Raw genomic sequence first — 15,058 nt, forward strand, 5'->3', positions numbered from 1 at the left:
AGTTTGACGGTGTGGAAGCCCTGGAGGCTACGGGCTTGGCGGGTGCTGGCTGCGAGTACTGCCTGGGTGTCGGTCATGTGGACAATCGTCGTCGCGGACCCGGTACCGTCGGCAGTGTGAACGCCCCCGGTTAGCCCATGACATCTGTCATGCGGCGCGGCTACGAGCGGTTCTGGGGTGACAGTGACCTACCGACCGTGTAGGTGACGCCGGTGAGCCGTTCGGACTCCTGCCACAGGCGGTGTTGTGTCGTGGTGTCGTGGGAGCGCGCGGCGGATTCGACGCGGGTGGGGTACCCGGTGAATTGTGCTCGGCCGGGCGGGCCGTAGTAGTCGCCTCCGTGCGCGTCGGGGTCGACCGAGGCGCGCACCGCGGCCAGGGCACCCTTCTGCGGGCTCTGCATCAGCCACCAGGTCAGCATCGCCAGTTCGGGACGCATCCCGATTCGGACCCACACGGGCATCTCGCGGCCGAACTGGGTGCGGGCGTTGCCGGGATGGGCGGCCACCGCGATCGTCGGCGCACCGGCCGCGGCCAGTCGCCGTTGCAGCTCGTAGGTGAACATGAGGTTGGCGAGCTTGGACTGGAAGTACGCGTGCTGATAGCGGTACCCGCGCGCGAAGTGCAGGTCGTCGAGGTTGATGGTGCCCCGCCGGTGTCCGATGCTGCTGACCGTGACGATCCGGGACCCCGGTACGGTCAGCAGGCGATCCAGGATCAGTCCGGTGAACGCGAACGGGCCCAGGTGGTTGGTGGCGACGGTCGACTCGAAACCGTCCTCGGTGAGCGCGTAGCGGGGCCTCACCCCGCCGGCGTTGTTGATGAGCAGGTCGAGGCGGGGGTGGTCGGCCCGCAGTCGGTCGGCGGCGTGCCGGATCGAGGCCAGTGACCCCAGGTCCAGCCGCAGCGTGCGTACCGTCGCGTTGGGCACCGAGGCGGTGATGCGCGCCGCGGCGTGCGCCGCGTTGTCCGCGTTGCGGCAGGCCAGCACGACGGTGGCGCCGTGCTCGGCGAGCAGCTTGGCCGTCTCGAAGCCGAGCCCCCTGTTCGCGCCGGTGATCACGGCCGTGCGCCCTCGTTGGTCGGGTATGTCGGCGGGCGTCCAGCGCTGCCTGGAGTTCAGGGCCATCGGGCATCTCCCAGCTACCGGGTAGAATCGGGACAGCCGTCCCGGTTCTTGGAATATACGGGATGGCCGTCCCGTTTGTCGACGGCGAAAGGAAGAGTGACCGGGCGTGGCGAACAAGCCGACGGCGACCGATGCCCACCAGGAACCCGGCAGGCCGCTGCGCGCCGACGCCCAACGCAACCGGGCCCGGGTACTCCAGGTGGCATCCGAGGTCTTCGCGACCGAGGGGCTGTCCGTGCCGGTACACGAGATCGCCCGCCGCGCCGGCGTGGGTACCGGCACCGTCAGCCGCCACTTCCCGACGAAGGAGGACCTGTTCGCGGCGGTCCTGCTGGGCTGGATGGTGCGACTCACCGACCAGGCTGACGCGCTCGCGGAGACCCACGATGCCGAAACAGCCTTCTTCGCCTTCTTCGCCTCGGTGGTACACGAGGGCGCCACGCACCGAGGGCTGGCCGAGGCCCTGGCCGGCGCCGGCTACGACGTGGAGACCGCCGCCGTCCGCGCCGGCTGCGACGTGTCGGGCCGGCTGCGCACCATGCTCGCGTCCGCCCAGCGGGCCGGAGCGGTACGGGCCGACATCACCTACCCGGACGTGAAGGCACTGATGGCCGGCTGCCTGTCGCGCGACGGCGACGCCCCCGGGCCAGCGCTGGACCGGCTCATCACGGTCGTGTGCGAGGGGCTTCGCGCCCGGCCGGAATGAGCGGCGACCCGGCCCGCCGTCAAAGCGGGACGGGCCGGGTCAGCACCGCGTCCGCGTACCGCTTGGTGGTCTCGATGAGCGCCGCGTTCACCTCGTCGCTGCGGTGCACCCAGTCCTGGGCCGCCGCCACGGCCAGCCCCCGGGACCGCTGCCGGCGCAGCAGCGCGTCCACCCGCACCGGCGTGGCCGCGTCCAGGTACAGCACCAGGTCCAGCAGCTTGCGCACCGAGGTCCACGGCACCTCGGGCAGCAGCAGGTAGTTGCCCTCCACCACGATGATCCGGGTCGCGGCCGGCACCGGGATGGCCCCGCCGATCGACTCGTGCAGCACCCGGCTGTACTCCGGCGCGTAGACCACCTCGCCGTCGGCCGGGCTGCGTAGCCGCGCCAGCAGCGCGGCGAAGCCCCAGCCGTCGAACGTCTCCGGCGCGCCCTTGCGGTCGGTCAGGCCGAGCCGGGACAGCTGCGCGTTGGCCAGGTGAAAACCGTCCATCGGCACGGCCACCGCGGCGTCCGGCCCGAACTCGTGCTCCAGCGCCGAGGCCAGCGTGGCGGCCAGCGTCGACTTGCCGGCGGCCGGGGGCCCGGCGATGCCGACCAGGATCCTGTCGTCGCCGGACGCCAGCAGCGGTTCGATCGCCGCGCGGGCGCCGGCCAGGACGGCGGGATGGGAGTTGACCACGATCTGTACCCTCGCACAGCCGGCCGGTTTTGGGTCCCTTTCCATTGCCCCACAAACCTGGCGTACCCTACCCGCGACCCGCCGACCCGCGGGTCTGTCGACGGAAGGAATCCCTCGTGCAGGAGATCGAGAACAAGTTCGACAAGGCCTACCACGGCAAGAGCGTGCAGGAGCTGGCCGACGCGCCGGTGGCCTCGCTGGCCGGCGTCTCCGAGAGCGCCGCGGAGCTGATCAAGCAGGCCCTGGGCATCAAGACGATCCGTCAGCTCGGCACCAACCAGTACTTCCTGGCCGCGCAGGCCATCGCCCACCTGGCGGAGTAGTCCGCGCCGCCGCCGGGGTCACCGCGCCCCGGCGGCGGGCCCGGTCCGACGCCGCACCGGGGCTCACAGATAGCCGGCGGCCACGTTGCCGATCGACGGGGCGCAGGTCAGCAGGTGACACAGGTCCTCCGAGGCCAGCAGGTTGGTCCGCAACCGTTCGGGCAGCTGCGCGTCGGTCAGCACCGTTTCCAGCGCCTTGCGGCGGTCGGCCCAGGCCGCGTCCTCGGGCAGCTCCGCGATCGGCGCCTCCAGCAGCGACAGCACCGTGTCGCGCTCGGTGGCGCCGACCTGCCGGCCCAACGCCGAGCGCAGGTGGGGCCATCGCACGGCCAGCACGGCCAGCTTGGCGACCTCGGCGAGGGTGTCGGGTACCGGCAGTCCAGCCGCCTCACGCTCCTGCCGGATCACGGCGTAGAACCGGAACACGTTGACGAACCGCTTGATCTCCCGAGGATTCCTGGCCAGTCGGCCGGCGACCGCGGCGACGACGGCCTGCACCTCGGGGTTGTCCGGGCGCAACCGGCGGCGTAGCTCCCGGCGCAGGGCCACCCTCGTCTCCGCGTCGAACCCGGTCGCCGGCACGCTCGCACCGCCCACCCGCTGCTGCGCGGAGGCGGCGGCCTCGGAGAGGTTCTCGATCGACGGGCGCTGCTCGCGGATGGCCGCCTCGATCCGGCGCACCCGATCCTCGTCCGGGTCGGCGTCCCCATCCCGCCCCGCTGCCGCCGGAACAGGGCCGCCCACCAGTGAGGTACCGAGAAACCGGCCCGCCTGGTCGGAGCGCAGCGCCGGCAGGCTGATCGGCAGCTGGACGATCTTGTCCAGGAACCGCCACCCGAGGGTGTGCGCCTCGCCCCAGTAGTCGTCACCGGTCAGCGTGTCGACCAGCGGCTGGTAGGCCACCTCTATGTGCGCGGCGACCATCTCCGGCTCCATCGCCACGATGAACACGCAGTTGGGGAACTGCCCGGCCAGGAACAGGTTGATGGCCTCGATGACCTGGGCGACCGTGCCGGGCGAACAGCGGTCCAGGTCGTCGACGAACACGACGAGCGGCCGGTCCTCGGTGGCCACGAGATCCAGCACGCGCCGCATGTCGGTCTGCACCAGGTACAGGAAGCCGAGCCGCCCCTCGTAGCCCGGGTCGCCGACCAGGCGGGTGAACGCCGCCCCGGCGCCCTGCTGCCCGGCCAGCCGCTGCCAGTCGCGCAGGTAGTCGGGCGGACGGACCAGCGTGCTGAGCGTGCCGGCCACGTGTTCACGCCAGAACCCGACCGTGCGCCAGACGCCGGCCAGCACGGTACCCACCGTGCCGGCCGCCAGCAGCCCCCGGCCCGCCGCGTTCAGCGCCCCGGCGACCTCCGGCAGGAGCGATCGGCACAGCAGCGCCACGACCGCCACCACCGCCGCCACGCAGAAGCCGGCCACCAGCGGCAGCAGCCGCTCGAACAATGCCCGGTGTACCCGGCGGCGCAGCGCGTCGCCGTCCAGGCGCCGCACGTTGAGTTCGAGCCAGAAGGCCTCCCGGTCGGCGGGCCCCATCCGCTGCGTGACCTGCGCGATGATCTCGTGCGCCAGGCCGGCCCAGATCTGCTCGCCGCTCTGGTACATCCACGGGTTAAACCACACGGTCGGGCGCCAGTCGGCCAACCCCGACGCGTCGATGCGCAGCGCGTCCAGGTCCGCCTCGGCGCCCGGCGAGGATGGATCCGGCGCCTGCGCCCGCCGGGCCCGGTCGTTGAGCTTGCGCAGCAGCGCGCGGTTGGTGACCACGGGCGGCTGCTCGCCGCCAGCGGCAGACGATCGCCGGGAACGTCCCGCCAGTACCCGCCGGGCCGCGGCGGTCAACCGCACCCGCTGGCGATGCGCGCCGGGCGCCGACGCGGTGCCGGCCTTCGGCGGATCGAGGCGGTCCTGGATCATCCGCATCAGCGAGGTCTTGCCCGCGCCCCATGGCGCCTTGACGCCGATGGTCAGTGGCGGCCTGGTGTCCTCGTGCTGGATGAACTCGGCGATGGCCGTCGCGTACGGCGCGTAGTCCAGTTCATCCTCGGTCGTCCAGTAGTCGCTGCTGACGATCGGCTCTGCCGGGTAGCCCGCCTCGGCCTCTGGCGCAGGCTCGGTCCGGGTCGGCTCGGGCGCGGGATTGCGGGCCAGGACCCCGGCCGCCGCGCTGGACACCGCCTGGCTGCCGTCGGCGGCCAGCGTCGCCAGCGCGTGCCGCGCGGCCGGCACCGACACCGCGCCTCGGCGGGGACCGGTCGAACGCAGCACGTCCTCCAACTGGGAGACGACACCCATCCGCTCTTCGACGACGGGGCTGCGCATCGCCTCCAGCAGCGCCAACGGCAGGAACGAAGCGCCATCCTCGGCGCCGGCGCCGGGCGTCATCACCGGGTTGCGGGCGATGACGACGCTGCCCCCGAGCGTGCTCCGATAGGTTGGATCCTGGCTCGGGCGCGAGGTCCCAGGGTTCGCCCTCAGCTGGTCGCGCAGGTATTCGTACAGTTCTCTGTCGGTCACCTCGCCGTCCCCGTCGAGGTCGGCCGCTCCGCTGTCCAGGCCGCGAACCAGGGTCTGGGTGAGAAACGACTCCGCACCGTTCCCGGCCGCGATGACCACCCGGTCGAGGCCCTCGAAGCGGTCGCCGGGGGCCGCCGTTCGAACGGCCACCGCGTCGGGCGACGCCGCGCGGAAAAGGCAGTCGACAATCAGCACCGTGGCCCGCGAACGGCTGCGCATCACCTGTTCGTTGATGTACTCGACCGAGATCGCGGTACCGGGCAGATCCCGTAGTTCGGTGTTCCTCGCGGCGAGATAGTCCCGCCCGAACGCGTCGGCGAGGCCATGACAGATGACATAGAGCAGCAGCAGGTCGTCGCGGCCGCGATCGGCGAAGAACCGTTCGATCTGGCGATGCAGTTCTTCCCTGGTCCGCTCGGCCATGACCGCGACATCGAAACCGCCGATCATCGGATCGCCGAGCGCCCGGGCAAGGGCCTCGGCGTCGCCCAGCGCGCCGGGCAGGTCCGGCAGGTCGGAATCCGGGTAGTGGCCGTTCACGATGACCAACGCGCTGCGCACCTGTGCCATCCCGGTGCCCCTTCCGTCGTCCGCACCCGACAAGCTACCGACGGGACGCGGCGAACCGGATCAGCACATCGGGTTACGCCGATGACGGGTCGGTGGGCCGATCGCCCCCGCCGGTCTCCCCCGGGGGAGTGAGGAACGCTCACGAACCGCCGACGGCGCCCCGCCCGATGGCACCGTCAGAGGTGAGCCCGAGTCCGTTGACGAGGGAATCGCGACGGCGACAGGGGCAATCGATGGTCGACAGACGGGATACGCTGCGCCTCGCCGCGGCGGCCGGCCTCGGGTCGGCGGCCGGCCTGGTAGGCCCGCGGGCCGCCTCCGCGTCGACCGACCCGCGCCACGCCGGAGTACGCCACGCCGACTGGTCGGCGCTGCGGCGCGCCCTGTCACCCGGAGCGACCCTGTACCTGCCCGGACAGGCCAGCTACGAGGCGCTGGCCATCCCGTTCAACCATCGGTACGCCGACGTGCGCCCGGCCGGCATCCTGCTGCCCGACACCGCCCGGGACGTGGCCGCGGCGATCCGGTGGGCCCGCGCGCACGGCGTGCCGCTGGTTCCCCGCTCCAGCCTGGGGCACAACTACGCCGGCTACAGCACGACCAGCGGGCTGCTGCTGATCCTGAGCAGGATGCGCGGCATCACCCCGCACCAGGCGTCCGAGCCGGGCCCGACCGAGCGGTACGGGCCGATCGAGGTGACCCGCAACGCCGGGCTGGTCACCGTCGGGGCCGGGGTGATCAACGCCGACATGGTGCCGCTGCTGGCCGACGACGGGATCCTGGTACCCGGAGGCCGCTGCCCCACCGTCGGCCTGGCCGGGCTGGTGCTCGGCGGCGGGATGGGCTTCAGCGACAAGATGTTCGGCCTGACCTGCGACAACCTGGTCTCCACCACGGTCGCGCTGGCCGACGGCGAGCTGGTCACCTGCGATGAGCGGCACGACGCCGACCTGTTCTGGGCGCTGCGTGGCGGCGCGGGCAACAACTTCGGCGTGAACACCTCGTTCACCTTCCGGTACGAGCGGCTGCGCGGCCAGGTCGCGTTCTGGCAGTTCAGTTGGAGCCTGCACAGCGTGGTGCCGGCCCTGGTGGCGCTGCAGGAGGTCGCCGCGGCGCAGCTAGCCAATCCGCGCTTCGACTGCCGGTACGGCCTGGGTACCGACGGGCAGACCCGCGCGCAGATCCAGTCCCGCATCCGCGTCGACGCGCTCGGCGGGTTCTACGGCTCGGCTGAGGAGTTGACCCGCATCGTCGCGCCCGTACTGGACATCGGCACCCCGGACGAGCGGCGGGCCAACCGCGACAGCATCCGGCAGGTCACCCCCTCGCAGGCCGCCGCGCTGCTGGCCGCCACCACGCCGACGCAGCAGTTCGCCGAGAAATCGGCGGTGCTGACCCGGCCACTGAGCACCGCGCAACTACAGGCGGCCGTGTGCGGCTTGCAGGACTGGCCGGGCAGCCGCAATCCGCAGGGCGCCGGGTTCGCCCTGTTCGGCGAGGGTGGCCTGGTCAACCAGGTGCCGCCGGACGCGACCGCGTTCGTGCACCGCGACGGGCTGTTCATCCAGGCGCTGGAGACGACCTGGGCCGACGACGATCCGCCCGAGACGGGCCGGGCTGGGCTCGCCTGGCTGGACGGGTTCTACGACGCGATCTTCGCGGCCGGGCGGCCCCGGGGCGCGTACCAGAACTTCCCGGACCCGACCCTGGTCGACTGGCGGCGTTCCTACTACGGCGACAACTACCGGCGCCTGGTGGGCGTCAAGCACGCCTACGACCCGACCGGCTTCTTCTCCTACCCGCAGGGCATCGGGCAGCGCTCCTGAGTCCCGGGGCGGTGCCCTACTCCACCCCGAAGGTGTACACCGTGGTGCTGCGGAACTCCTGCCCCGGGCGCAGCACGGTGGACGGGAAGCTGGGCTGGTTGGGCGAGTCCGGGAAGTGCTGCGTCTCCAGCGCCAGCCCGTCACCCTGCCGGTAGGCCCGCCCGGCCGGCCCGACCAGGGCGCCGTCGAGGAAGTTGCCGGTGTAGAACTGCATGCCCGGCTCGGTGGTCTGCACCGACAGCGTGCGCCCGGAGACCGGCTCGACCACCCGTGCCGCCACCTGCGCGCCGCGCAGCACGTAATTGTGGTCGTACCCGTGTCCGCGTACCAGCTGCGGGAAGTCGTCCCGGATCCGGGCGCGCACCTCGGTCGGGGTGGTGAAGTCCAGCGGGGTACCGGCGACCGGCTCGATCACGCCGGTGGGGATCAGATCCGGCCCGACCGGGGTGTACCCGTCGGCGTTGATCTGCACCACGTGCCCGTACACGTCGCCGCTGCCCTCGCCGGCCAGATTGAAGTAGCTGTGGTTGGTCAGGTTCAGCACGGTCGGCGCGTCGCAGGTCGCCGCGTAGTCGATGCGCAGGTCGCCCCGCTCGCCCAGGGTGTAGCTGACGCTGACCGCCAGCGTGCCGGGGAAGCCCTGGTCGCCGTCGGGGCTGGTGTGGTGCAGCCGGATCGCGGCGTCGCCCGTCTCCTCGACCTTCCACACCTGCTTGTCCAGGCCGATGCCGCCGCCGTGCAGCGCGTTGGGCCCGTCGTTGAGCGGGATGTGGTACGAGCGCCCGTCCAACGTGAACCGGCCCCCGGCGATCCGGTTGGCGTACCGGCCGGTGATGCAGCCGAAGTACGGGCTGCGGTGCACGTAGTCGTCGAGGGTGGGCAGGCCCAGCACCACGTTGGCCGTGCGCCCGGCGCGGTCGGGCGCCTCGATGGCGCACAGCGCGCCGCCGTAGCTGAGCACCTGTATCCGGATCGGGCCCGCCGCTAGCGTGTAGCGGTCAACCTCCTCGCCGTCGGGCGTGGTTCCGAAGCGCTCGGCGGACACCGGCATGTGGGGGCTCCTTCGCGTCATGAGGTGCCAGCGCAGCCTATCGGAGAAATCTTTCGTCATGGCGACTGTCTGTGCGATCGGTGGGAGGAGGCTTTCAGTTCGCTGGTAGCGCCACCGAGGCCACCGAGCCCTCCACCAGGCTGCCCAGATACAGCATCCCGCCGTGCTCGCGTACCCCGGTGACCATCCGGTATCCGTGCTGGCCCTGCAGGTCGTGGACCACCCGCCCATCGGCGTCCACGGCCATCACCCAGGTGGTGTGCCGGGGCGGGGGTTGCAGCTTGTTGGGCATCGCCCAGATTGCCCGCATTACTCGCGGGTTGTGGGCGTGGCCCCAGTCCATCAGCCGGTTGCGCGGGCTCGGGATGGCGATCCAGAGCCGGCCGTCCGACCCGGTGGAGAGATTGTCCGGAAAGCCGGGAAGGTTGGTGATCAGCGGTTCGCGCCGCCCGGCCTTCGGACCCGTCAGCCACAGCCGGGTGACCTGGTAGGAGCCGGTCTCCGCGACCGCCACGAACGACTCGTCGGCCGACAGCGCCACCCCGTTGGCGAACTGCAGGTCGGCGGCGAGCACCTCGACCCGCCCGGCGGGATCCCAGCGCAGCAGCCGCCCGGTGCCCGAGTGCTCCATGAGGTCCGCCCGCCAGTGGTCGAGGGTGAAGCGGCGCGACGAGTCGCTGAAGTACACGCTGCCGTCGCAGGCCACCGCCGCGTTGTCGCACAGCAGCATCGGCTCCCCGCCGACCCGGTCGACCAGCACGGTGACCGTCCCCTGTCACGGATCCACCCGCAGCAGGCCCCGGTACGCGTCGCAGACCACCAGGTCACCGGCCGGGTCGATCTCGATGCCCAGCGGCCGCCCGCCGGTATCGGCGACCACCCGGGCCTGCCCGTCGGGCGACAGGCACAGCAGCCGCCCGTCGCGCACCCCGGTGTACACGTTGCCCTCGGCGTCCACGGCGATGTCCTCGGGTCCCCGCCCATCGATCGGGCGAAGCCGCGGCGACGGCATCGGGGGCTGGCTCTCGCTTCGCCGGGCCCGCGCGGGCGCGCTGGGCGCCCGCCAGACCACCGGTTCGATCCTCGGACGCGCCACGGCGCCTCCCTCCGTCGACCCGCCACCCATCGACGGGCATGCCCATCGGCGCGACGGGGACATCGACGCGCACCGCCGCGACCGTCCGTGCCTCGCATCGTGCCGGGACCCCCACGAAGCCGCAACCGCCGCGCCGGGCACCCCCGCCCGCACCGCTTCCTGGCCGAGCCCCCTTCCGGGCGCGCCGACCCGCCGGGCGGCCCAACTCCGAAGCGGGCCGGCAGCGCTACCGGAAGCCGCGTCCGAAACGCCCCGGATGCCGCCCCACCTGCCCGGCGACCGCGCCCCGACCGGCGCAAATGCGTACCTCGGGCGACGTGCCGGGCGGGGCGTACCGCAGGATGAGCACATGCGGGTGGGGTTCGGAGTGGTGGGCGGGCTGCTGCTGCTCGTCACCCTGGGCAGCATCCTGCGCAACATGGTGGTGCCGCGCGGGCTGGGTTCGCTGCTGACCAAGATGGTCTGGCGGGTGCTGCGCAGAGTCCTGCTGGCGGTGTCCCGGCCGTTCGACAGCTACGAGGCCCGCGACCGGCTGCTCGCCTGGCTCGCCCCGCTGGTGCTGGTCGGCGTGCTCGGGTCCTGGCTGCTGTCGATCTTCTGCGCGTACGGGCTGATGATGCACGCGGTCTCCGATCTGAACTGGCCGTCGTCGTTCCGCGAGGCCGGCTCCAGCCTGTTCACCCTGGGCTTCGCCTCCGGCGCGCGCTCGCAGCTCAACGCGCTGGACTTCCTGGCGGCCGCGACCGGCCCGGTGATCATCGCCCTACAGATCGCCTACCTGCCCACGCTCTACGACGCCTACAACCGGCGCGAGACCGAGGTGACCCTGCTGCAGGCCCGGGCCGCCGAACCTGCCTGGGGCCCGGAGCTGCTGGCCCGCCAGGCGCTGGTCGGCACCCTCGACGAGCTGCGCGGGCTGTACGAGAACTGGGAGCGGCTGGCCGCCGACATCGGCGAGAGCCACGCCAACTACCCGGTACTACTGGCCTTCCGCTCCCCCCGCCCGTACCGCAGCTGGATCATCGCCATGCTCACGGTGATGGACGCGGCCGCCATGCACATGGCGCTGGCCCCGACCACCGCGTCGATGCCGCCGGCCCGGCTGATGCTGCGCTCCAGCTTCACCGCGCTGCGCGACATCGCCCGGGTCGTCGGCGTGCGCTTCGACCCCGACCCGCATCCGGACACCCCGCTCCGGTTGACCTTCGAGGAGTTCGCCGACGCGGTGCGCCACGTCGAGGACGCCGGGCTGCGCTCGGAGCGCACCGTCGAGGATGCCTGGGCGCACTTTCGCGGTTGGCGGGTCAACTACGAACAGGTCACCTACGAGCTGGCCCGGCTGGTGGACGCGGTGCCGGCGCTGTGGAGCGGCGACCGGTCCTGGCCCACCCGGCCGATGCCCCCGGCGCGTCCCAAGGACCGCCGGCCGGGAGCCCCGGCGGAGTGAGTCCGGTCAACCGTTACCGGACCTTCGGTCATTGCGGCGCATGACGGCGTACCGGGCGGCCACGATCGCGCCCAGCACGAGATCGGTGGCCAGCACCGAGCCCGGCGGGGGCAGCCGCAGCAGCGCGGGGACCAGCGCGATCAACACCGCCAGCCCGATCAGCCCCGACCACGGCGGGCGGCGGTCGATCACGAACGCGATCAGGTTCCGGGCGACCAGGAACAGCCCGCCGCCGCCGATGGTGACCGCCACCAGGCTCGGGGCGGCCCGCCCGTACGGGTGCTCGATGGCAAGCGCGTCGCCGACCGCGGTGGCCACGACGCTGGCCATCAGGCCCAGGTGCAGGAACGCGACGTCCATCGCCAACCGGCCCGGCGCCTCGGCCGCATCGATCTTCTCGCCCAGCCGGCCCTCCCGCGGGATGAAGTAGACGATGGCCAGCAACGCCGCGTTGACGAACGCCAGGACGAAGGCCGCCGACCGGGCCGGGTCGAATCCGGAGTTGCTGTAGGCCGTTCCCACATTGATGATCAGCTCACCCAGCGTGACGATGAAGACCTGCTGGTACCGCTCGGCGAGGTGCTCGCCGATCACCCGCAGCTCCTCCCAGGTCGAACGGCCCAGCACCGGCACCGGCCAGCGCAGCCGGGTGAAGGCGTAGTCCGCGAACACCGCCAGCGCCCACAGCGGCAGCCGCACCTCGGATATCAGGGCACCCACAATCCAGGGGAATCCGGTGAAGAAGAACGCCGCGACAATGCGCGCCGAGCGCCACATTCGGGGATGGCCGCGCAGCACGAAGACGAAGGCGAACCCGCGACCGACGTGCACGGCCAGGTACGCCACCGCGAACACCAGCGCGTGCCCGTCGAAGGCCTGCGGCACGGAGGCCGCCATGAGCAGACCGCCGAACATCACGGCCACCAGAAACTCCCGGGTGACCCGGTCTCCGGTGTCGAACCAGTTCGCCGACCAGGCGGTGGTGACCCAGACCGCCCACAGGGCAGCCAGCAGCACCAGCATGCGCGCGGCGCCGATCAGGCTCAGGTCCGAAAGCAGCAGCCGCGACAGCCGCATGAGCGCGAAGATGAACGCCAGGTCGAAGAACAGTTCCAGATATGACGCCCTGCGCGGGTCCGTGGCCCGGCGCAGGAAGTGCAGCGCCCTGCTCTGCGTCATACCTCCGGCCGTGCCCCGGCACGCCGTGATCACTCCCGCCGCTACCCGCGCGCGGCCGGGCGCCCCGGCGTGTCGGGCTCAGGCGTTGATCTCGACCCGCACGAGGTCGCCGCGCCGTTGCAGGTACGAGCGGACCGCGATGAGCGCGGCGATGCCGTCGCCGACCGCCGAGCCCAGCTGCTTGGTGGCACCCGCCCGCACGTCCCCGGCGCAGAACACCCCCGGCAGCGAGGTGGCGAACGCGTCGTCGGTGACGATGAAGCCCCACCGGTCGCGCCGCAGCGTGTCGCCCAGCCAGTCGGTGTTCGGGTCCAGGCCGATGAACACGAACGCCGCCTGCGGAGTGAAGCGCAGCTCCCCGCCGGACACCCGGTCGCGGGCCAGCACCTCGGTCAGCCGGCCGCCCTCGCCGGACAACGACACGATGTCGGTGTTGGTCTGCACCGTGAACCTCGGATCCTTGTTGATCTTATCCCGGACCAGTGCCGAGGCGGTCACCTCGCCGCGGGTCACCACCCGGATCCGCTCGGCGTACTGGACCAGGTGCAGCGACTCCTCCAGCGCGGAGTTGCCGCCCCCGATGACCATGAGCTCCTCGGCTCCCCGGTAGAACGGCCCGTCGCAGATCGCGCAGAAGTGCACCCCGGCGCCGATCAGGTCCTCCTCGCCCGGCACGCCCAGCCGCCGGTACGTCGAGCCGGTCGCGATCAGCACCGCCGGGGCGCACACCTCCTGGCCCGTGCTCAGCCGCACGCACAGGCAGTCGCCGTCGGCCTGCACCTCGGTGGCCCGCACCGCCGACAGCAGTTCGACGCCGTACCCTCGGGCCTGCGCGATGAACCGGTCGGCCAGCTCGCCGCCGCCGATCCCGTCCGGGAAGCCCGGGTAGTTTTCGATCCGCTCGGTCACCCCGGCCTGCCCACCCAGGCCGGCCTTCTCCACCACCAGCGCGTCGAGTCCCTCCCGGGCGGCGTAGATGGCCGCCGCCAGCCCGGCCGGCCCGCCGCCGACGATCACCACGTCGTAGGAGTCCCGCTCGGCGGCCACGTTCAGGCCCAGCCGGCCGGCCAGCTCGTCGTCGCCCGGGTCGACCAGGTGCGTACCGTCGGGAAACACGACGGTCGGGATGGTCCGCCCGCCGTTCTGCACCCGCTCGACGTAGGCCAGCCCCTCCGGATCCTTGTCGATGTCCACGAACTCGTACGCGACCCGGTGCTCGGTGAAGAACTTCTTGGCCCGCCGGCAGTCGGGACACCACGGAGCCCCGTAGACCTTGATGTCAGTCACGCTCTTAGCGTCACACAATTCCGGCCGCGAGAGGCGCAGCCGGAGCCGGTTCGTAGCGAAGGCGAGCACCCAGGCGTTCGCCTGGCCGGGGTGGGTGGCGCGACCCCCACCCACCCCGGGTCCTTGGGGCGGTGCGGGCGGGTCGAGCCGGCTGAGGGTTTCGGTCCGTCCCGCCCGCGACGCCGGCCGTCATGCTGCGTTGGCGTCGCCGGCCGGCGTCCGCCGGCCTCAGCCGGCCGGAATGGGCAAACCGAACTCCGCGCCGGCCGCCGCGTGGTCGGGCCGCGCCCACCGCCGGTGGAACGCGCCGCGGCCGACCGGCCCGGCGTGCGTGCCGAGCCCGTCGCGGGCCTCGCGGGTGGGCCCGACGGCCAATGCGGCCGTCGCGGTGGCCCGAACGGATGCCGGGACGCGGCCAGCGGGCCGCGCATCGGCCGGTCGGCCGGCGTACGCCAGGGCGGGACCCAGCCGCCCGGCGCCGGGCAGGGTGGGATGCCACCGGTCGACGCGCCCTACCGGGCCGCAAGCGACCGGGCCGGCCGCCAACGGTCCGCGAGCCGCCGGGCCGCAAGCGATCGGACCGCAAGCGATCGGACCGCAAGCGATCGGGCGGGATCCGGCCGGCAGGCCGATCGCGCGCCGGGGGCGCCTGCGGCCGGGCACGCGCGTGCTGGCCGGTCTGACTTCGGGCGGTCTCATGCCGACGGGCTCCTTCGGCGATGCGGGTCTACCGGGGTCGCTGCTGTACAGGAGTCGCTGATGGATCGGGGGGCGCTGGTGAACCGGGCCGGCTCGACGTGCGTGCGCACATCGACGCTCGGGCGGGTCCGCGCCGGGGGGGTGTGCGGGTGCTCGACACGAACCACAGGCCTTGCCGTCACTCAACCTTCGCGTCGTCGTCCCTGATCGGGTGCCCTCGACGGCGGTACTACGAGAACTGGCTCCCCATGAGTCGCTGACATCGTGGCATGGAAACGCTCCCAAGACAACCCATCCGCGTCGCGACCGGCCCGGGGGCTCAATCTTGTCGGGGGGCTTTTACAAACTCGAAACGAGTACTACAGTCCACAACCAACATCGATGGAAGCGCTCCCATCGATGCAGGTCGAATCCGGCTGGTGTACCAGCTCAGGCTGGCTCACCGTGTCCGGTGGCGACCCGGCGGTTAGCGGCGGGCCAGCCCGGACGCCGCCGCTAACCGATCCCCCGAGCCGCTCCTTGGAGCGGTACCCGAAGGAG

Annotated in this window: 12 protein-coding genes; 4 read left to right on the forward strand and 8 right to left on the reverse strand. The window is 72.2% G+C overall.

The annotated features are described in order from the left end of the window. Positions 1-160: 160 nt before the first annotated feature. Positions 161-1,129 (reverse strand): oxidoreductase, encoded by a 969-nt coding sequence (locus tag ABEA87_RS24480; RefSeq protein ID WP_345633227.1) that lies wholly within the window; start codon positions 1,127-1,129, stop codon positions 161-163. A 106-nt stretch (positions 1,130-1,235) separates the two neighbouring features. Here ABEA87_RS24480 and ABEA87_RS24485 point away from each other — a divergent pair, with 106 nt between their 5' ends. Continuing rightward, the gene (locus tag ABEA87_RS24485; protein WP_345633229.1) at positions 1,236-1,835 is read left to right on the forward strand and encodes a TetR/AcrR family transcriptional regulator; all 600 of its coding nucleotides are present in this window, start codon (positions 1,236-1,238) and stop codon (positions 1,833-1,835) included. Positions 1,836-1,854: 19 nt separating this feature from the next. Here ABEA87_RS24485 and ABEA87_RS24490 read toward each other — a convergent pair whose 3' ends face one another. Beyond that, positions 1,855-2,517, reverse strand: a complete 663-nt coding sequence (locus ABEA87_RS24490) for a nucleoside/nucleotide kinase family protein (protein WP_345633231.1) — start codon at positions 2,515-2,517, stop codon at positions 1,855-1,857. Positions 2,518-2,633: 116 nt separating this feature from the next. On the opposite strand from ABEA87_RS24490, the gene ABEA87_RS24495 reads away from it, so the two are divergent. Further along, positions 2,634-2,840, forward strand: a complete 207-nt coding sequence (locus ABEA87_RS24495; protein ID WP_345633233.1) for a hypothetical protein — start codon at positions 2,634-2,636, stop codon at positions 2,838-2,840. Positions 2,841-2,903: 63 nt separating this feature from the next. Here the strand turns inward: ABEA87_RS24495 and ABEA87_RS24500 are convergent, their stop codons facing one another. Next, positions 2,904-5,933 carry a P-loop NTPase fold protein gene (locus ABEA87_RS24500; RefSeq protein WP_345633235.1) on the reverse strand — a complete coding sequence of 1,010 codons (3,030 nt, stop codon included), beginning with the start codon at positions 5,931-5,933 and terminating at the stop codon, positions 2,904-2,906. Between the two features lie 233 nt (positions 5,934-6,166). Here ABEA87_RS24500 and ABEA87_RS24505 point away from each other — a divergent pair, with 233 nt between their 5' ends. Then, positions 6,167-7,759, forward strand: a complete 1,593-nt coding sequence (locus ABEA87_RS24505; protein ID WP_345633237.1) for an FAD-binding oxidoreductase — start codon at positions 6,167-6,169, stop codon at positions 7,757-7,759. Positions 7,760-7,775: 16 nt separating this feature from the next. Here ABEA87_RS24505 and ABEA87_RS24510 read toward each other — a convergent pair whose 3' ends face one another. From ABEA87_RS24510 to ABEA87_RS24520, 3 genes are all read right to left on the reverse strand, one after another. Further along, entirely contained in the window at positions 7,776-8,810 is a 1,035-nt protein-coding gene (locus ABEA87_RS24510; protein ID WP_345633239.1) for an aldose epimerase family protein, read from the reverse strand. Positions 8,811-8,904: 94 nt separating this feature from the next. Beyond that, entirely contained in the window at positions 8,905-9,570 is a 666-nt protein-coding gene (locus ABEA87_RS24515; protein ID WP_345633240.1) for an SMP-30/gluconolactonase/LRE family protein, read from the reverse strand. 15 nt (positions 9,571-9,585) lie between these two features. Continuing rightward, positions 9,586-9,906: an SMP-30/gluconolactonase/LRE family protein gene (locus tag ABEA87_RS24520; protein ID WP_345633242.1), complete on the reverse strand. Its 321-nt coding sequence runs from the start codon at positions 9,904-9,906 to the stop codon at positions 9,586-9,588. 349 nt (positions 9,907-10,255) lie between these two features. On the opposite strand from ABEA87_RS24520, the gene ABEA87_RS24525 reads away from it, so the two are divergent. Then, positions 10,256-11,353, forward strand: coding sequence for a hypothetical protein (locus ABEA87_RS24525; RefSeq protein WP_345633243.1), 1,098 nt, complete (start codon positions 10,256-10,258; stop codon positions 11,351-11,353). Between the two features lie 6 nt (positions 11,354-11,359). Here the strand turns inward: ABEA87_RS24525 and ABEA87_RS24530 are convergent, their stop codons facing one another. Next, the gene (locus ABEA87_RS24530; protein ID WP_345633245.1) at positions 11,360-12,532 is read right to left on the reverse strand and encodes a low temperature requirement protein A; all 1,173 of its coding nucleotides are present in this window, start codon (positions 12,530-12,532) and stop codon (positions 11,360-11,362) included. A 78-nt stretch (positions 12,533-12,610) separates the two neighbouring features. Beyond that, complete coding sequence (locus ABEA87_RS24535; protein ID WP_345633247.1) at positions 12,611-13,819, reverse strand: FAD-dependent oxidoreductase; 1,209 nt, start codon at positions 13,817-13,819, stop codon at positions 12,611-12,613. Between the last annotated feature and the right edge of the window lie 1,239 nt (positions 13,820-15,058).

Source organism: Rugosimonospora acidiphila, from assembly GCF_039543385.1.
Classification (GTDB): domain Bacteria; phylum Actinomycetota; class Actinomycetes; order Mycobacteriales; family Micromonosporaceae; genus Rugosimonospora; species Rugosimonospora acidiphila.